We start from the raw sequence: 17,332 nt of genomic DNA, 5'->3' as shown, positions 1-17,332 counted from the left end.
ATCAGGCTCAACTGAACGGCTTTGGCTTTAAACTCGTTTGTGTACTGCCAGGTTCTTCTTGGATTGTTGTAGCGTGGCATTGGATACCTCATCTTTAGTTAGATGTTGGTATCCGTTAAAGCGGGGGAGGTTCAGATATGCATTCGGCGGGTTTGTTAGAACTAAATGTCGCCACTTCCTCATCAAAAAGCTCTATAGATTGATATGTATCAGTTAATCTTGAATGCAAACCATTAAGACTGTTGTGTTTTTTGCTAAATGTAGTTTTTATTAATTTGTATGATATCCATCCATATTCTTTTTTTGCCAATTCCAACCATCCTCTACCATAGCCTCTAAGCCTAATTCGGCTTGCCACCCCAATGCTTGCATTGCTAAGCTCGGGTCAGCGTAGCAATTGGCAATATCACCTGGACGCCGCTCAACGATTTCGTGTGGGATTTCTCTGCCACTGATCTTGGCAAAGGCTGCAGCCATCTGTAAAACGCTATACCCGCTACCAACACCCAGATTATAAGCTGTGCACCCAGGTTTTTGATTTAGCTTATCTAACGCCTTAACGTGACCTTTGGCCAGATCGACCACGTGGATATAATCTCGGACACCCGTGCCATCGACAGTATCGTAGTCGTCACCAAACACTTGTAGTTTTTCTAGCTTTCCAATTGCAACTTGGCTGATGTAGGGCATCAGATTATTTGGAATGCCATTAGGATCTTCGCCGATCAGTCCGCTGGGGTGTGCCCCGGCCGGGTTGAAATAGCGCAGAAGCAGAATGTTCCAGTTGTTATCGGATTTATGCAGATCCCGCATCATATCTTCGATGATTAACTTGGAACGTCCATAAGGATTGGTGGCAGAAAGCGGGAAATCTTCGGTAATGGGCAAGCTAGCCGGTTCGCCATAAACCGTAGCTGAGGAGCTGAACACCAGGTTATGGCATCCATGAGCCTTCATCGTCTGGCACAGGTTGAGAGTGCCACTGACATTGTTCTGGTAGTACTCCAGGGGTATTTGGCAGGATTCTCCCACTGCCTTGAGACCGGCGAAATGGATAACGGCTTCAAATTGGTGGCGGCTGAACAGCTCCTCAAGACTATTGGCATCACGAATATCGATCTGCTCAAAAGCAATCGATTTCCCCGTAATCTGTTCAACTCGCTTGAGTGCTTCCGGGCAACTGTTGCTGAAATTGTCGATTACCAGAATATTGTAACCAGCTTCGATCAGCTCGACACAGGTATGGCTGCCAATATAACCGGCTCCGCCGGTGACTAGGATCTTGCTCATTTCTCGGGTCTATTTTCCAGCTACGGAGGATAAGGTGAAGAATAATGCAGTTTATAAGCAATAACCATGGGCTGACTCATCTGATGCGAAACTATTGCTAAATAAACAAAAAAGGCCGATGAATCTCTCCATCGGCCTTTTTGAGCGACTTAGGAATTAGGCAAAATTGCTTTGCGCGAATTCCCAGTTAGCCAGCTGCCAGAACGCCTTGAGGTAGTCAGGGCGTACGTTGCGGTAGTCGATGTAGTAGGCATGCTCCCACAGATCGCAGGTTAGCAGGGGTTTTTGGTCGCCGGTCAGTGGCGTTGCGGCATTGCTGGTGTTGACGATGGCCAGGCTGCCATCGGCGTTTTTCACCAACCAGGTCCAGGAGGAGCCGAAGTTGTTGACCGCGGATTCAGTAAACTTCTCCTGGAAAGCTTCGAAGGAGCCGAATGTCGCATTGATAGCATCAGCCAGAGGGCCGCTTGGGGCGCCGCCACCATTAGGGCTGAGGCTGTTCCAGTAAAAAGTGTGGTTCCAGATTTGGGCGGCGTTATTGAAGACGCCACCGTCAGAACTTTTGACGATGGTTTCCAGATCTTTGCCTTCGAAATCCGTACCTTCAATAAGACCGTTCAGCTTTACCACGTAAGTGTTGTGGTGCTTGCCGTAATGGAATTCCAGAGTCTCTTGGGAGATATGAGGCTCGAGGGCGTTTTTTTCGTAGGGTAGTGCAGGAAGTTCGATAGCCATGGGATGGTTTCCTCCAGATCAGGTTGGTTTCCCGGTACACGCAGCCCAGCAAGTCGCTGTAGCTGCACTTTAAAGCGTTACGGTTCGTCGACCGCTTGGCGCACAAATAAAATGGGTGGGCATTGTAGCACTTCAGGCCCGAGAGCCCACAACAAAATATCAGAGTAAATATGTCGGGTATTGTCTATGCCCGCTAGTTAGCTGTCCAGTACCCCTTGCTGATAACTGATAACCGTTATCGCGGAGCAGCCCGGGAGGCTTTCGACAAAGGAGGTTCCCATCAAGCGAGACGGGGTGAAATAGCCACCGCCGCCATCATACTCAAGCAGGTAGCGTACAATAGCCAGGGCAGAGGTAACCGTCAGGTCGTAGCCGTTAGGGGTTGAAAGGAAGGCTTGTTTGCTGTTTCCCCGGTTATTCCTGACTTCGCCCCAAACGTAACAAGGGGCTTTCAGGCGGGCATCGCTGGTGGGGTTTTGGACCTGTTTTCCGATACGTTGTAGCAGGAGCTGTTTTATCCAGCCTATGCGCAGTAATGGTCTCATCCAATTGAGGCGTTTCAGCGAACGGATACGTTCCGGGGATGCCGACATGTAGACTTCGATATTGCCGATCCCCGTTGTGAACCAGGCGGTGGCCAAATCTCCCCAGGGAATGGCCACAGCATGTTTGATTCCGGTGCCAAAATCGATATCTCGCTCTCGTGAGCCCAGGGCTTCATGGCAGAGTTTACCCTCCTGACGGGTAATTCCACCTTGCTGCGCGCCCAGCAAGCTGGTTTTTGTGGTGCCAACGCTGAGCTCTCCCTCGGTATCAAAACCCAGTGTGAGGCTTTCGGCGTCTGGCAAGGCGTTCTTTAAGGTGGCTGAGATGCAATCGGTCGGGACAACATCGAAACCCACGCCAGGGCATAGAACCTTGCGTTTTTTCCTCGCTCGATCATGTTGCGACTGAGCCAGTTCAAAGACGTCAATTTCCCCGGTGATATCGATATAGTGCACGTCATTCTCGAGACAGCCATTGATCAGCTCGGTTGCGGTGTAGGCGAAGGGGCCTGCGCAATTGAGTAGCAGGTCAATATCAGACAGGCTATCGGTGATACGTTGTTTGTCTTCCAGTGAAAAGATGCGATACGAGGCATTGAGTTCGGTGGCCAGAGGCACGATCTGTTCGTCGTTCCTGCCGGCTAGAATGGGGGTTAGCCCCTGCATATGTGCCATACGAGCAATCATACTGCCAGTGAAGCCATTGGCGCCGTAGATCATCCATTTGGGCTCATTTTTGGCGTTCATTACCATCCTTGTGTAGTTGACCGGCCGAATGCCTCTGTTCTGGGAGAAAGGCTCAAAAACTCTGTTAACGCACTTAATGATAGAGCGATTCGCATCCGGCACAAGGTGAATAGGGTGGTTTTGGGGCTCGAGAGTTCACTTTGTGTGGCCAACGGCGGGGAATGGCCGTCAAGTAAGCTGTGATTTGGCGCATAGTTGAGTCATGCCATTGAGGTTGCTTGGTGGCTGCACAGGCGGCTTTTCATCTACAATGGCGCGTCAGAACATTCTGTAGCCCCGGCGGGTTTACACCCAATAGACAATGAGACGTTTATGAAAGCAGATAATACCGATGACCTGGAAGATATCCCGAGCTTGAGTGTATCGCAGGACGATATTCGCATTGATCGTCGCGCACCAACACCCAAGTCAGATTCTGGCGCGAAAGGATCTCCTGTGTTGATGGGGCTGGTCGTACTGTTGGTTGGTGCTTTGGGTGCGGTTGCTTATTTTGGGCATCAGCAGACCCAGGCGTTGAAAGCACAGCTGGAGAGTAATCAACAGGCTTTTGAACTCACCTTGCAGCGGCTGCAGGACGTCAGTGGCAAGGTGATTGCCACCGGTGAGTCGATGGATCAATCCGACACCAAGGTGCAGGCGGAATTACGGGTGGTCAATTCTGAAATTCGCAAGCTGTGGGATGTGTCCAACAAGCGGAATAAACGCAATATCGCTGAAAATGGGGCGTTGCTGGAAAAGCAGGCTAAGTTGATAGCGGCATTGACGGTGGCTCGGAAGGCTCAGGAAAAAAGCCTAAAAGCCTATCGTTCGGAGCTTGGAAAAGAGCAGGAACGCACCAAGGCGTTAGCCTCCCAAATCCAGCTGTCAAGCACAGAGCAGGCGGCTCGCCTTGAGGTTCTGTTAGAGCGCCTGGACAGTCTGGAAGCGCTTAATGCGCGCTTTGAGCTCTTCCAAAAGCAGTACTCTGCTGACCTTGAGGCGGCGAACAGTCTATCGGCAGATAATCAGGACGCCTTGCGCTCCATTGATGCGTTTCGTCGTCAGGTGAATAGTCAACTACTGGAAATGCGCAACAACCTTAATCAATTGCAAGGCTCCAGTGGTTAACGCCTGACGAATTCGTATAACAACAGGCAGCTCAACTAACGCTCTAGCTGCTTTGCGCTAGTTTCTCAGCCCCCCTATTTCTCGCACCATTTGCCGGGTTTCGATGCGTCTGGCTTGACGCAGCTCCCGGCTGATGCGATTCCAGGAATTGACCGCCTTTAGGGCGTCTGTTTCGCGACTACCCTGCGCGCTGCACAGTTTGCAAACAACCCGTTGTGACAGTAACCCCTGGACAATCTTCAGTTGTTGGCTCGCGCAGAATGGACAAGCTTCGAGTAACTGACTCATATAACTCCCTGGTCCTAATGGCCTTGCTTGGTACCGCCCCGGCATCTTTATTATCTAGTATCCGGGCACGTGCACCGATGTTTATGGCTATCATGCAGTGCAAAATAGGATCAAACGGCCTAAATGGGCTCGGTATCGACTGGCGCATCGAACGGGCGGCGACGGTCGAAAAAGGTCGTCGTCTGACTTTTGTTAGGGGGGAGGTTGGTAGGGTCTGTGAACAGACTTTTTGGGGGATGCGGTGAGGTGCTTTCGCTACCGTGCCGCATAGCGACAAGGTCTCCGTAAACTGATGATCACTGTCCTGTTCACATAGTTGCCGAGTTAGTTCAAGTGTAGAGCGGTGGACAATGATAGCAAGGGCTTTGTTAGCCCGTTTCTCTATAGATGAGGCTACCTTACACCGGATGCGGCTTATAAGAAGGGTGCTCATCTTTATGGTATGAGTGGCACGTCATTCCTGAGTTAACTCTCATTGGGCTAGTCGCTTACGCGAGCTTTACAGCTTAACAGAAGTAATTGTTTGAACAGATGCTTGAGCTCTTGATGGGACATGCTCGGGTCAAGCTGCTTGGGATCGAAGCGCCACTGAACCTCTGTGGCTCCAGTTTCGCAATTGAAAATATTGAGACAGAATTCTTGATTGCTTTCCATCCAGGCATTTATTGTCAGACTCATGGTGACACCCCTGTTATGAACCGTTAACGATAATGATTATCATTAACGCTTGCGGGTTTGTCAATCCAACTCTACAACAATGCGAAAACCGACGTTGGCTGTTCGGTGTTCAGCCTTATAGGCGTCTCGGGAAGACACCGTAATCTCGCTGGCTTTGCTATCAAAACTACCGCCGCGGGCTACCCGGCGATTGCAAAAGCTGAACTCGAGAGCGCTTCCGTCGCTGGCCGCGCGGCTGTAATCGTTGGCGTAGCAATCTTCGACCCATTCAGCGACGTTACCCTGGGTGTCGTACAAACCAAAGCCATTGGCTTTGTATTGACCAACGGGTTCGCTGCGCTTGCGGCTGAAGATAGAGCTGAGCAGGTCGCTACAGCCATCACCGCAGTTGGCATTTTTTTCACCAATGGCATTGCCCCACCAATAGGCTTTGCTGCTACCGGCTCTGGCTGCGTACTCCCATTCTGCTTCGGTTGGCAGGCGGTAGTGTTTGCCGGTGACTTTGCTTAACCAGTTTACGTAAGCTTGGGCATCTTCCCAGCTGACATTGATAGCGGGACGAGTATTTCGGCCCCAACCCTTATCTTTTGCCAGTTTGCGACCCGTGGCTCGAGTGAATTTGTCGTATTGGGCAAAGACGATTTCGTGACGACTGATGGCAAAGGCTTTGGCGATTTTAACCCGGTGGCGTGGCTGTTCATCTTCACTGGCCTTACTCCCCATCATAAAACTGCCGGGTGGAATGATCACCATTGAAGGCCCGGAACTGCCATCTTTCAGGTGGTTGCGGAAGACAAAACCGGCTTTTGGCACTGGTCGTAGGGTGATGTCGATGGATTTGTCACGTCGACCCAGTTCAACCCAGTCTTTAAACGGCTGGAAGCCTTTCTTGGAAACCTCGACCATATATCGTCCAGGCTCAAGAGCTATATTGTCCCGGTATCGGGGTTTGATGTTTAAGATGCGAATTTTGCTGTCCGCGGGGGTCGCGTTGATGCTAAAGCGATAGGTTTCGGGCTGCAGCTTGATGCTGATGGTTTGATTCTTCCCGTCCATACGAAGGGTTTCCATCGCCGTGACGTAACCGGGACGGGCGACCTGCACCTGATATTCCCCCTCGTTCAGTCGCATACCTGGCTGGTAAGGGTCAGGGTGTCCTAGTAGTACGACCAGGGCATCGTCCGGTTGGGTGTTGACCGTCAGCGCGAAGCGGCGCGGTGGTGGTGCCGTATTGATGGTGACCGGGGGGTTGGTTGGCACAGGTTCCGCCAACTCAATAACCGGGGATGCCGGTTGTTGGGATTCATCTGCGCTAGTCACAGCCGGTTCGTTGGATGCCAGACCAATAGCAACCAGCGACTGTTGATACCAGTCGGCCCAGGGTAAAGGGGCCCAATAGAGCACCGGAGCGGCGATTAATGCCGCTGCCAGAATACGTCGGCGTCGGCGCTTTGGGGCGCCTGCGCGAATCAAGGTATCGCTGCCCGGACGTATATCGGTTGCCGCTTCTTCACCCGGATCGATGGGTGGGAGCTGCTCCGTTGAGCGTGTTTCAATTTCGAAACCAAAGGCTTCCTGGTTGGCAACAATCTTGCGCTTGCCGGTTAATTGGTCGAAGAAACCGCTGATACGACTATTGCGCCGAGGCAACTCGTAGGGGGGCGTATCGCCTTCTATAGAGGCAATATCATTTACGATCTCGGCACCACGCTGGTATCGCTCGCTGACATTTTTAGCCAGCATCCGCTGTAGCATAGGCTGGAACTTCTTATAACGAGGCGCCAGCTCTGGTACGGGTTGGGAGACGTGCTTGATGCCAATGGCAACGGCAGAATCCCCGGAATAGGGCACTTTTCCCATCAGCATTTCGTAGAATACGATGCCCAGGCTGTAAATATCTGCGCGGCCATCAAGGCTGTGGCCCTTTGCCTGCTCCGGGCTCATGTAATGGGGGGTGCCAACAATGGAACCTACCGAGGTGACATCGACGGGCGTGTCGAGTGCTTTGGCAATACCAAAGTCAGTAAGCACCGCTGAACCATCCTGGCGAAACAGGATGTTTTCTGTCTTAACGTCCCGGTGCACGAAGCCTTTTTCATGGGCAAAGTCGAGCGCATGGGCTACCTGACGAAGAATCTCCAATGCCCGTTCCTGGGTCAGGCCGGCGTGTATCACTTGCTGCAGGCTTTGTCCGGGACAGTAATCCATCGCGATGTAGTAAAACTGATCAAAAACGCCGACGTCATACACGGAAATAATGTGCGGATGGGACAGTCGACCGACGATATTGGCCTCGCGCAGGAACCGCTCGCCAAAGCTGGGGTCGGTGGCCAGTGCAGGACTCATCACCTTGAGAGCGACTTCACGGCCGAAGCTCTCTTGTATTGCCAGGTAGACGATGGACATACCGCCGCGATTAATTTCCCGCAGAATGCGATATCCCGGGATGCGCAGCTCTTTATTGTCGTTGATGTCGGCCCCGACCATTACTCGCCTCCCAGACTTAGGTAAAACATGGCCAGCAAGGCCAGTAGGGCGACAATCAGTTTAGGCGCCTGACGCTGGTATGCATCGGTGGAAGGGGTTGACGGCGGTTTGTCGGCCTCTGCTCGAATTACCACCAGACTGATATTATCTCGCCCACCACGAGACAGAGCCGCCTCTATCAGGTCGTCGGCCAGTTGATCGCAGGATACCGGTTGCTCGATCAGGGATTGCATCTCCTCGTCACTGAGCTCATCGCTGAGCCCATCACTGCATAGCAGCAAGGTATCGCCCGTTAACCACTCGAGGGTGTCGGTATCCACCCGCAGGGCATCCAGTGGGCAACCCAGGGATTGGGTGATGATGTTACGTTGAGGGTGGTTATCCGCCTCTTGTTGGTTGATGGCACCACTCTCCAGTAACTCCTGTACATAAGAGTGATCTCTGCTCAGTTGCTGCATCGGTGGCACGCGAACCGGGTTCCAACGGTAGATACGGCTGTCACCGACCCAGCCAATATCGTAATGAGTGCCCTGGTCCTTGACGCCGACCAGTGTCGTGCCCATGCCTTCTTGCTCTTTGTTATGCTGGCTTTGCTCTCGAATAGCCTCGTGGGCCCGGTGAATGGCATCGGTCAATGGTCGTTCGTTAGCAACTTCGCGTGCAAGGGTGTCCACGGCAATTTTGCTGGCGACTTCGCCGCAGTTATGACCGCCCATACCGTCGGCAACGAGCCATAGCCCCAAGGACTCGTCACAAAGAAAGCAATCTTCATTATTACTGCGTTGTTTGCCGGGATCGGTTCTCGCCGCAAAACTGATAGTGGCCATAGTCATCCTGTGCCTGGAACGGAGATCGGTGGCCGTTCTGCGGACAGAACCCGGCGCCGATAATACCGACCGAGAATGGAGGAAAAAAGTTTTTAAATCTGTGAACTGATCGCCGTATAACTTAGGCGCTCTCGATTATTTTTAGGGATCAGGTGTCGAGCCTATCGCGTTCGCTCGCCTGACTCAATTCTCAGCAGTATCCAAATGAGTTATTGTGCGCCACCTCAGGCGGCTTTAAGCCCTTAATAGGCGGTGTTTCGCAGGATGTTGTTTAATGCCCCGAAGTAGTAACAGGAGTAAGGCATGTTAAAACTTGTGCGTAAGGACAATCAAGGAATCGCACGTTGGTTAGTGGACGCCAGGATGCGCATAGGGTCGTCATCGGAAAATGACTTTGTTATCGCCGATGACAGCGTTGCTGGCAATCATGCCGAACTTCGCGTTAAGGATGAAGAGATTGCCCTGGTGCGGGTTGATACCTCAGCCGTGCTGTCGGTAAATGGGCGCGACGTCAAGAAAGCCGTGCTCACCAAGGCAGGTGATTTGATCTGTGTGGGTTCGGTAGAGCTCGAGCTGGTCGATCCTAAAGACGGCTTCGTTCCCAAGGTCAAGCCCGCGAATAACGATAAGCAATGGTCGATCAAAGCGATGGACGCCTCATTGCCAGACCGAACCTTTGCGATTAATAAGGCCATGGTGATCGGTCGTTCTGCCGACTGTCAGATCAGCATATCCTCCTCCCATTTATCCCGCCGCCATGCCGAGTTATCGTTGCTGGACGGGCGTTTGATGGTCAAGGACCTAGGGTCTTCAAATGGTACTTATGTCAACGGCAAACGAGTGACGGAAGCTTGCTTGAAGCGTGGAGACCTGGTGGGTTTCGATAAACTGATGTTTACGGTGCTGGGTCCACCGGATGAGTTGGATAAAACCATGGTTCGGACAACGGCCGAATCGGCCCCGGTGAAAACTGCATCATCGGCTCCGGTGACCAAGGATTCAGCTATTGATTCGGCTGTTCAGGTCAAGTCATCGCCTCAGTCTGTGCCGACCAATTCCGATGAAACGGACTCCAGGAAAGAGGGCTATGGCATGCTGATCGGTATCGGTGTGGTATTGGCCTTGGCCGGTGTTGGTCTGCTGGTGGTCCTCTAGCGTCTGGTCCGTTGCCGGTGTGCCCTGCTAGCAGTCTGTTGACTGGTTAGCAGGGCAGATCAATACCTCACATTCTGAGCTCTGCAGTACCCGTTCTGCGGTGTTGCCCATAACAGAACTATCAATGGCTCCCCGAGCCGTAGCCCCCAGTATGATCAATGTCTCGGGGTTCTTTTGACCTTCGTTTCGCAGTATCTGTTCGGCGTGTCCTTCTAGCAGTCGTAATGAAGTGTCGCTGATACCCATCTCTTTCAGTAACGACTGTGCGGCTTGTTGATGTTGTTGTCTTATGGTCTCCAGTTGTTGACCAGGGTGAGTGATTCCGGCGTCGAACATCAGGTAATTGGGTAGCGGCAAGTAGGTGTGCAGTATGATGAGTTTTGCCTGGGTTAAGTGAGCCACACGCTGGGCCGTTTCGATGATAGCCCGGTCCCTGGTGTGGTCTGGGTCGGAGGCGTGAAGTGGATCTATGCAGGCAATGACTTGTTTGAAGGGGGTGGAATTGACGGGTAACCAGGTCGGTAGCGGGCAATGTCGTATCAGGTCCCAGTCTTTTTGTGGCAGAAACAGGTCCCGGAAAGAGTGGTGCTTACCGGGTGTTTTCAGTACCAGGGCCTGACTCGTGGTATCGAACTCGCTAAGCAGAGCATCATGAGCGTTGGCCGTATAAATCAGGTGGCCTGTGATGTTGCTATGACTGGCTTTAAGGCCACCAATAAGATGATCTAGCCACTGCTCTCTAGTTGTTAACCATTGCTCGCGGGCTGCCTCTCGTTGAGCTTCGTCAAACAGTAAATTGTGCTCCAGAAGGCTCAGGTAAACCGGGCATAGCAGGGTTATTTGTGGCGATTTGTGCTCGGTGGATAAGCCCTCGGCTAGCATCAAAGCACGATCCAGAGCGGCATCGTTGTTAGCATCGTATTCCAGCACAACATATATTTGCTGAATTTCGTCTATCTTCATTCTTACGCTCGCCTGTTGGTCGATTCTCACCATAACAGTTTGGCTTAAAGATTCCAGATAAGGTGCCGATATCGCGTTTATAGCTATAAGGAAAGTAACGAATGAATAGCCTCCGCCTCTATCGACAATCATGCTGCCTCTTACTTCGCTTATCGCAGGGTATCGTTGTCGCCCTCACCTTGGTGGGGTGTAGCGGTTATCAGGTCAGTACCAGCGTCAACGAAGGTATGGACTTGGCGCATCAGCAATATGCCGATGGTGATTGCGTCGCCACCATACAAACCCTCAGCAAGGTAGAGCGGATGCTGCGCTCTTATCGTTTTATGCAGCCGGAAGTGTCGCTGCTGCGCGGGTTATGTCTGGAACGCCAGGGTTACTATCTGGATGCGATGGAAACCTATAATTATATTGTCGCGACCTTTCCCCAATCGGAATATGCCTATCGAGCCAAAGCGCGTTTGAAGGTGCTCACCACCAAGCCTGCCTCTTGATTGTTCTGGGTGCTTAATATCGGTGCCGGGTCAGCTTAAGCCCGGCTTTGGCTGGACGTAGATGTCAGCTTGGGGCAAAGTAGTTATACTTGGGCCTACGTCTGAAGCCATCGAATTGAGAACGCCGCTCGTGAAAGATTCCCCACCAATGCAGGAACGACGTGATTTAACGCGTCATTACCTGTCCGATTACCTGACTGTTTATAACAGTAATACTGGCCGGGAAATTGGTGCGCTGGGCAATATCTCCGACGGTGGGCTGATGCTGATTACTCGCCTTCCGGTGATGGTCGGTGAGATGTTCAAAATGAGCATCAAGCTGCCGCAGGGTGACGGCGAGTATATTGAACTCAAGTTTGATGCTACCAGCCAGTGGTGCCGTCAGGATGTCGATCCCGCCTATTACGATACGGGATTCAGTATTGAAACCTCCAGTGACGGCATGCAGGACCTTATCCTGACGCTCAAAGAATATTTCACCTTTCGAACCCCGGGATCCTGACGGCCCGGTGTCCGCTTCTTACCTTGCACCTGAAGCGCCTGCTCGTGTCGAGCTGGAAATTAAACGCAGCCAGTTTCGGGTGTTTCTTGAGCCGGTAGTCAGTCGGGAGCAGGCGCTTGAGTGCCTGCAAGCGTTGCGTCAGCGTTATCCGGATGCCCGTCATCATTGTTGGGCATATCGTATCGGCACCCCTTTTTCACCCTCCGCAGAAGCCTGTTCCGATGATGGGGAGCCCCAGGGGACTGCCGGGAAACCTATGCTCAATGTCCTGCAACATCAGTCGATAAGCGACCTTATGGTGGTGGTTGTTCGTTATTTTGGCGGGATTAAACTGGGGGCCGGTGGTCTGGTACGAGCCTACTCCGAATCGGTTCAGAGGGTTGTTGATGAAGTCCGCTTAAGCCGCCGATACCCGATGCAGCAATGTCGAATAAGCTGTAGCTTTGAATATGAAACAGCGCTTAGAAAAGCGCTGGCGTTGGTTCATGGCCGACTGTTGCGGGTGGATTACGGCCTGGGTGTGACGCTAGCAATTGAACTCCCCGTTGATGCGGTGGCAGACTTTAGACGAACCGCGCAAGATACTTGTCGTGGAAAAATGGACTTTGAAACAGAGTGAGGCTGATCCTTGGCTGGGACTATTTACTGGCACGATTATGAAACCTTTGGCACCAATCCGGCGACTGACTGGCCATCACAGTTTGCTGGTCTGCGCACGGACCTGGAACTGAACGAAATCGATGAGCCTGCGCTGGTGCATTATTGTGCTCCTCCTGATGATCAGCTACCCGCTCCAGAAGCTTGTCTGGTGACCGGCATAACGCCGCAAATAGCCCGCCAGAATGGTTCTAATGAAGCGGACTTTATCGCCCGTATTCATCAGGCATTCAGCGTTCCAGGAACCTGCGTGGCGGGTTATAACAGCCTGCGTTTCGATGATGAGGTGACCCGACATTCGCTCTACAGAAATTTTTATGACCCCTATGCCCGGGAGTGGAAAAACGGCAACAGCCGCTGGGATATTATTGATCTGGTACGCCTGACCGCTGCGCTTCGCCCTGAAGGTATCGAGTGGCCAGTGCGGGACGATGGCTCCCCGAGTTTTCGTCTCGAAGAGCTCACGGCGGCCAATGGTATTGCCCATGAGGCTGCGCACGATGCCCTGAGTGATGTCCGTGCAACGGTTGCTATGGCTCGATTAATCAAACAGCACCAGCCGAGGTTATACGACTTCGTCTTTAATCATCGTCAAAAGCAGATGGTGTCACGTTTACTTAACGCTCAGCAGCGCAACCCGTTGGTGCATGTGTCGGGGCGTTACCCTGCCAATCGACACTGTTTAGCTCTGGTGCTGCCGATCGCGCCTCACCCCGAAAATAATAATGGTGTGATTGTGGTTGATTTGGCGAGTGATCCTGAAATTTTGCTCGATCTGGATACTGAAGAGATTCGACGGCGTCTTTACACACCCGTGGCGGAGCTGGAAGAGGGGGCCGAGCGTCCCGGGTTAAAAACTGTGCACATCAACCGCTGCCCAATCGTGGCACCAATCAATGTGTTAAGGGATGAAGATATTGCTCGTTTGCAATTGGATATGACAACCATGAAGCAGAATTACGAACGCCTGCTGGCAGCACCGGAGCTGCCCGAAAAGTTGCGGCAGGTGATGAGCAATGGCGAGCGGAAACCTCATACGGACCCCGATCATATGATCTACAGTGGTGGTTTTTTCGGCGCGGATGACCGCAATCGAATCGATCAGGTTCGGAGCACGCCGGCCGATCAACTCGGTTTGCTAGAACCGGCATTTGATGATCCAAGGCTAGAAGAGATGCTGTTCCGCTATCGGGCGAGAAACTATCCGAATACCTTGTCGGAGGCTGAGCAACACCGCTGGCACCAGTTTCGCCAGCAGCGTTTGCTGCAAGATGATGGCGGCGGAGGTCGTACGTTGGCGCAATTTGTTGCCCGACTTGCTGAGCTGAAAAGCGAGCGTAGCGATTCGCAAAGCCAGCACGTCCTGGCTGAACTGGAGCGCTGGGGGCATGAACTGAGCTGTGGGATAGGCGTGAATTGATCGCCTCGCCGGGCGGTCTATAATGGACCTTCGCATAAAGGAGTCATTGATGTCCCGTACTTTTCGTCTTGTGGTCGCCTGCCCCGACCGGGTAGGTATCGTTGCCAAGGTCAGTAATTTTCTTGCCAATTATAACGCGTCCATTACCGAGGCTAATCACCATTCGGATGCGACCACCGGCTGGTTTTTTATGCGCCATGAAATTTGTGCCGATTCGATGCCTCTGGATCTGTCCACCTTACGAGCGGCTTTTGCGCCCATCGCCACCGAGTACCAAATGCAGTGGAACATTACGGATTCTACCGAGCCCAAGCGAGTGTTGCTGATGGCCAGTCGAGAGTCCCACTGCCTGGCTGACCTGTTGCATCGTTGGCACAGTGGTGAATTGGAATGTGACATCCCTGCCGTTATCTCCAACCATGATGATCTGCGATCAATGGTCGAATGGCATGGGATTCCCTTTCATTATGTGCCTGTCTTGAAAGCAGAAAAAGAGACCGCATTTCGCCAGGTTGCCGAGCTCGTCGCCGAATACCAGGCCGATACCATCGTGCTCGCACGCTATATGCAGATTCTTCCTGCCGATATCTGCGCCCAATATGCCAATCGTGTAATTAACATTCATCACAGCTTTTTGCCCTCGTTTGCCGGCGCCAAGCCTTATCATCAGGCCCATCAGCGAGGGGTCAAGTTGATTGGTGCCACCTGCCATTACGTCACAGCTGAACTCGATGCCGGTCCGATTATTGAGCAGGATATCGAGCGTATCAGCCACCGGGACAGCATCGATGATATGGTGCGAATGGGTAAGGATTGTGAAAAAACCGCGCTGGCCAAGGGCCTGCGCTATCATCTGGAAGATCGGGTTTTGGTGCATGAAAACAAGACCGTTGTTTTCCGCTGAGCCGTTAACTCAATAGTCAATGGAGCGGGCTGTTGCGCGTACTAGTCATAGGTTTTGCCCTGCTGTCTATGTTGCCATTGCCGCTGACAGCAGAGGATGTGACCGATCTTGGTTGGTTAGAACAACCTGTCGGTAGTTGGTCTCTCGGAGCTACATTCCGAGGGCAGACCTCTCCCTATCGAGGAGAGGAGATACAGGACGATTTTTTGCCCCATATTACTTACGAAGGGGAACGCTTTTTTATGAGTGGTCCTCGGGCAGGGGTGCACTTACTCAATGACAGTCCCTGGGAAATTGATCTGGCGCTGTCCTATCGTTTTGCGGGATATAATGAAGAGAACGACAAGTTTCTGGAGGGTATGGAGCGGGATGACAGTGTCGATTTTCAGGCTGTGTTTGCTCGCCAGACCGATTGGGGGCGTTTTAGTCTCACGCCTTCGGCCGATATCTCGAATAAGCATAGAGGGTGGGATACATCCCTGCAGTGGTCGGGGCATTCTCGTAAAGGACGCTGGCAATGGCAGCCCTGGATCGGTGCGACCTATCAGAGCCAACAGTTAGCTCAGTATTACTATGGGGTTGAATCTGATGAGGTAATTACCGGGCGCCCCGTTTATGACACTGGCTCGGCTATTAACGCCAGTATTGGTCTCAATATTGATTATCAATGGACCTCCGATGTTCATCTCTCGCTTGGACTGGAACAGGAACGGCTGGATTCCAATCTGGTTGATAGCCCGATCATCGACCAGCGTAACCTGTTCAAGATGGCGTTGGGTATTCACCATCGTTTTGGGGGGGAGGAATCATCGGCGTTTCAACAGGCACTGGACGAGGATGATGGGCTGGAGGGTGTCTGGTTCTGGCGGGCCGCCGCAGGTTTGTCGACCGAAACCAAGTTTAATGAAATTGTCAGGGGCAAGATAGATAGCGACAGTTCACGAACCGGAATTGCCAGCTTGTTTGTCGGTAAACAGGTGGGCAACAGTCTATTCGGATGGCCGTTGGATATTTTTGTGAAGGGCGGCGTCGCTTATCACGACGAGCGGGATCTGCAGGGTAACTTCCCCGAATATATACTGGCGATCAAGGGCTATTATAACCGTTTCCCCTGGTCTGACCGGCTGGAGACCCGATGGGGTATCGCAGAGGGTATCTCATACGCTCACAAAATTCCCGCTGTAGAGCGGGACAATGTTGAGTCGAAAAACCGCGATGCCTCCCATTTGCTCAACTACATCGACTGGAGTGTCGATGTGAATCTGGGTGATCTCTTTAACAGTCGTTCGTTGAAGCGCTGCTATGGCGGCTGGTCGATCCATCATCGATCGGGGATTTTTGGCAGTGCCGATCTGTTTGGTAATGTTGATGGCGGTTCCAACTACAATACACTCTATATTGAATGCCTGAATACAGTGACAAGGCGCTAGAAAGGTTGGCAAGCTTCTTGCCCCTCACCTCCTGTTGATCAATTAAAACGCGTCAGGGGGGGAATTTATGGCTCAAAACAGTGCATTGCGACAAGAGTCGTTTCAGTTAAGTGCGCATGCCTTGTCACCAGCCAATGATGCATCTGATATCCAGCCCCTGGATTACAAGGCTTTGCATGAGGGTAATCAGCGGCGCCTCGGACGGATTGCCCTGGCGCAGCGTTGTTTGCCACTGTTGCGCTATCTACAGCATCACCGAGGAGCGTCTCTGGCGGTTTTAAATGGTGATCTGTTCTTTGAGTCGAGAATTTTGGGTATTCAGCACAAGATTGAATTTCATCTCGAGCAGGTAAAACAATTAAGTCAGGCCGGTTTATTGCTGACACCCGAGTGGAGAAACGTTGAGCGTGAGTGGCTGTTTGTTAAAGGTCAGTGGCGTATGGATTCGCCCATTGCCAATTTTAATCTGCACAGCCATTTGATCAACGAGCTGCTCAGCTTTATCAAATCATTAATGTTTCATAAAGAGCTGGGTACCGATTCCGATTCCCTGTTGTTATTGGGATATCTTGCAGAAACCTTGCTACCAACCCTCGAGGGTATTGCTCAAATCCGTGGGCTATCAACACACCGTGGACTGGATGCCAATGAAGATGGCGATCAGGAGGTGGTGTTCAAGCTGAATTATTTGGTGTCAGAATTTCATCAGCGCCAGACGGGGGTGGTCGAACGCTGCAAGGCCTTTTCCGAACGAGATAAGGTTCGTGTTTTGAAGAGCCATAGTGAAAGCTCTTATATTAAAAACCTCAAACACTTTGATATTGAGGTTGACCAGGCCAGGAAACTGCAATGGTTGTCGGGCTATGGAAATGGCTCCCTGTTTCTCAGTGCGACTAAACTGATTGATAGCATTCTGTTGATTGCTGAAACCAGCATCAAACAGCTGCGTGACCATATGGATCAGGATCTACAGCGCTGGATCTATCGCGATCGCTATTAAGATGGATAAGTCTTAAGGCACCTCTGATTCATTCAGATGAACTCTGGCTTTCAGGCGAATTCAGAATCGCGACACGCCTTTGCAGTAAGGTCGAGACCTTTCAAAA

17 protein-coding genes are annotated in these 17,332 nt (G+C 51.9%); 9 read left to right on the top strand and 8 right to left on the bottom strand.

The window, feature by feature from the left end; translation table 11 throughout:
* Nucleotides 1-270: 270 nt before the first annotated feature.
* The 3 genes from galE to MIB40_RS18050 all read right to left on the bottom strand — a co-directional run bounded on the left by galE (nucleotide 271) and on the right by MIB40_RS18050 (nucleotide 3,317).
* Complete coding sequence (gene galE, locus MIB40_RS18060; RefSeq protein WP_249696901.1) at nucleotides 271-1,290, bottom strand: UDP-glucose 4-epimerase GalE; 1,020 nt, start codon at nucleotides 1,288-1,290, stop codon at nucleotides 271-273.
* A 156-nt stretch (nucleotides 1,291-1,446) separates the two neighbouring features.
* Nucleotides 1,447-2,025: a superoxide dismutase gene (locus MIB40_RS18055; RefSeq protein ID WP_249696900.1), complete on the bottom strand. Its 579-nt coding sequence runs from the start codon at nucleotides 2,023-2,025 to the stop codon at nucleotides 1,447-1,449.
* 197 nt (nucleotides 2,026-2,222) lie between these two features.
* On the bottom strand, nucleotides 2,223-3,317 hold the full coding sequence (locus MIB40_RS18050) for a saccharopine dehydrogenase family protein (protein WP_249696899.1): 1,095 nt from the start codon (nucleotides 3,315-3,317) through the stop codon (nucleotides 2,223-2,225).
* Nucleotides 3,318-3,629: 312 nt separating this feature from the next.
* Here MIB40_RS18050 and MIB40_RS18045 point away from each other — a divergent pair, with 312 nt between their 5' ends.
* Complete coding sequence (locus tag MIB40_RS18045; protein WP_249696898.1) at nucleotides 3,630-4,424, top strand: hypothetical protein; 795 nt, start codon at nucleotides 3,630-3,632, stop codon at nucleotides 4,422-4,424.
* A gap of 57 nt (nucleotides 4,425-4,481) precedes the next feature.
* Here the strand turns inward: MIB40_RS18045 and MIB40_RS18040 are convergent, their stop codons facing one another.
* From MIB40_RS18040 to MIB40_RS18025, 4 genes are all read right to left on the bottom strand, one after another.
* The gene (locus tag MIB40_RS18040) at nucleotides 4,482-4,712 is read right to left on the bottom strand and encodes a Lar family restriction alleviation protein (RefSeq protein WP_249696897.1); all 231 of its coding nucleotides are present in this window, start codon (nucleotides 4,710-4,712) and stop codon (nucleotides 4,482-4,484) included.
* Nucleotides 4,713-5,192: 480 nt separating this feature from the next.
* Nucleotides 5,193-5,390: a hypothetical protein gene (locus MIB40_RS18035; protein WP_249696896.1), complete on the bottom strand. Its 198-nt coding sequence runs from the start codon at nucleotides 5,388-5,390 to the stop codon at nucleotides 5,193-5,195.
* Nucleotides 5,391-5,450: 60 nt separating this feature from the next.
* The gene (locus MIB40_RS18030) at nucleotides 5,451-7,877 is read right to left on the bottom strand and encodes a bifunctional serine/threonine-protein kinase/formylglycine-generating enzyme family protein (protein ID WP_249696895.1); all 2,427 of its coding nucleotides are present in this window, start codon (nucleotides 7,875-7,877) and stop codon (nucleotides 5,451-5,453) included.
* The gene (locus MIB40_RS18025; protein WP_249696894.1) at nucleotides 7,877-8,704 is read right to left on the bottom strand and encodes a PP2C family protein-serine/threonine phosphatase; all 828 of its coding nucleotides are present in this window, start codon (nucleotides 8,702-8,704) and stop codon (nucleotides 7,877-7,879) included. Before MIB40_RS18025 ends, MIB40_RS18030 begins: the two co-directional genes overlap by 1 nt.
* Nucleotides 8,705-9,007: 303 nt before the next feature.
* Between MIB40_RS18025 and MIB40_RS18020 the strand changes: the two genes are divergently transcribed.
* Nucleotides 9,008-9,859, top strand: a complete 852-nt coding sequence (locus MIB40_RS18020; protein ID WP_249696893.1) for an FHA domain-containing protein — start codon at nucleotides 9,008-9,010, stop codon at nucleotides 9,857-9,859.
* Between the two features lie 27 nt (nucleotides 9,860-9,886).
* Here MIB40_RS18020 and MIB40_RS18015 read toward each other — a convergent pair whose 3' ends face one another.
* On the bottom strand, nucleotides 9,887-10,822 hold the full coding sequence (locus MIB40_RS18015; protein ID WP_249696892.1) for a universal stress protein: 936 nt from the start codon (nucleotides 10,820-10,822) through the stop codon (nucleotides 9,887-9,889).
* 101 nt (nucleotides 10,823-10,923) lie between these two features.
* Between MIB40_RS18015 and MIB40_RS18010 the strand changes: the two genes are divergently transcribed.
* The 7 genes from MIB40_RS18010 to MIB40_RS17980 all read left to right on the top strand — a co-directional run bounded on the left by MIB40_RS18010 (nucleotide 10,924) and on the right by MIB40_RS17980 (nucleotide 17,226).
* Nucleotides 10,924-11,313 carry an outer membrane protein assembly factor BamD gene (locus tag MIB40_RS18010; RefSeq protein WP_249696891.1) on the top strand — a complete coding sequence of 130 codons (390 nt, stop codon included), beginning with the start codon at nucleotides 10,924-10,926 and terminating at the stop codon, nucleotides 11,311-11,313.
* A gap of 148 nt (nucleotides 11,314-11,461) precedes the next feature.
* Nucleotides 11,462-11,815: a PilZ domain-containing protein gene (locus MIB40_RS18005; protein WP_249696890.1), complete on the top strand. Its 354-nt coding sequence runs from the start codon at nucleotides 11,462-11,464 to the stop codon at nucleotides 11,813-11,815.
* Nucleotides 11,816-11,822: 7 nt separating this feature from the next.
* Nucleotides 11,823-12,434 (top strand): YigZ family protein, encoded by a 612-nt coding sequence (locus tag MIB40_RS18000; protein WP_249696889.1) that lies wholly within the window; start codon nucleotides 11,823-11,825, stop codon nucleotides 12,432-12,434.
* Between the two features lie 9 nt (nucleotides 12,435-12,443).
* Nucleotides 12,444-13,892, top strand: a complete 1,449-nt coding sequence (gene sbcB / locus MIB40_RS17995) for an exodeoxyribonuclease I (RefSeq protein WP_249696888.1) — start codon at nucleotides 12,444-12,446, stop codon at nucleotides 13,890-13,892.
* Nucleotides 13,893-13,941: 49 nt separating this feature from the next.
* Nucleotides 13,942-14,796, top strand: a complete 855-nt coding sequence (gene purU, locus MIB40_RS17990; protein ID WP_249696887.1) for a formyltetrahydrofolate deformylase — start codon at nucleotides 13,942-13,944, stop codon at nucleotides 14,794-14,796.
* Nucleotides 14,797-14,828: 32 nt separating this feature from the next.
* Nucleotides 14,829-16,226, top strand: coding sequence for a MipA/OmpV family protein (locus tag MIB40_RS17985; protein WP_249696886.1), 1,398 nt, complete (start codon nucleotides 14,829-14,831; stop codon nucleotides 16,224-16,226).
* 67 nt (nucleotides 16,227-16,293) lie between these two features.
* On the top strand, nucleotides 16,294-17,226 hold the full coding sequence (locus MIB40_RS17980) for a hypothetical protein (protein ID WP_249696885.1): 933 nt from the start codon (nucleotides 16,294-16,296) through the stop codon (nucleotides 17,224-17,226).
* The last annotated feature ends 106 nt before the right edge of the window (nucleotides 17,227-17,332 follow it).

Source organism: Aestuariirhabdus haliotis, assembly GCF_023509475.1.
Classification (GTDB): domain Bacteria; phylum Pseudomonadota; class Gammaproteobacteria; order Pseudomonadales; family Aestuariirhabdaceae; genus Aestuariirhabdus; species Aestuariirhabdus haliotis.
The sequence above is the reverse complement of the archived record's forward strand: the minus strand, read 5'-3'. Positions and strand labels throughout refer to the sequence as shown.

Bases quoted from the DNA above. Each gene is read 5' to 3' on its own strand.
- galE (WP_249696901.1), bottom strand. From the start codon at position 1,290: ATGAGCAAGATCCTAGTCACCGGCGGAGCCGGTTATATTGGCAGCCAT.
- MIB40_RS18030 (WP_249696895.1), bottom strand. From the start codon at position 7,877: ATGGTCGGGGCCGACATCAACGACAATAAAGAGCTGCGCATCCCGGGA.
- MIB40_RS18040 (WP_249696897.1), bottom strand. From the start codon at position 4,712: ATGAGTCAGTTACTCGAAGCTTGTCCATTCTGCGCGAGCCAACAACTG.
- MIB40_RS18035 (WP_249696896.1), bottom strand. From the start codon at position 5,390: ATGAGTCTGACAATAAATGCCTGGATGGAAAGCAATCAAGAATTCTGT.
- MIB40_RS18045 (WP_249696898.1), top strand. From the start codon at position 3,630: ATGAAAGCAGATAATACCGATGACCTGGAAGATATCCCGAGCTTGAGT.
- MIB40_RS18050 (WP_249696899.1), bottom strand. From the start codon at position 3,317: ATGAACGCCAAAAATGAGCCCAAATGGATGATCTACGGCGCCAATGGC.
- MIB40_RS18025 (WP_249696894.1), bottom strand. From the start codon at position 8,704: ATGGCCACTATCAGTTTTGCGGCGAGAACCGATCCCGGCAAACAACGC.
- MIB40_RS18005 (WP_249696890.1), top strand. From the start codon at position 11,462: ATGCAGGAACGACGTGATTTAACGCGTCATTACCTGTCCGATTACCTG.
- MIB40_RS18020 (WP_249696893.1), top strand. From the start codon at position 9,008: ATGTTAAAACTTGTGCGTAAGGACAATCAAGGAATCGCACGTTGGTTA.
- MIB40_RS18055 (WP_249696900.1), bottom strand. From the start codon at position 2,025: ATGGCTATCGAACTTCCTGCACTACCCTACGAAAAAAACGCCCTCGAG.
- MIB40_RS17980 (WP_249696885.1), top strand. From the start codon at position 16,294: ATGGCTCAAAACAGTGCATTGCGACAAGAGTCGTTTCAGTTAAGTGCG.
- MIB40_RS18015 (WP_249696892.1), bottom strand. From the start codon at position 10,822: ATGAAGATAGACGAAATTCAGCAAATATATGTTGTGCTGGAATACGAT.
- purU (WP_249696887.1), top strand. From the start codon at position 13,942: ATGTCCCGTACTTTTCGTCTTGTGGTCGCCTGCCCCGACCGGGTAGGT.
- MIB40_RS18010 (WP_249696891.1), top strand. From the start codon at position 10,924: ATGAATAGCCTCCGCCTCTATCGACAATCATGCTGCCTCTTACTTCGC.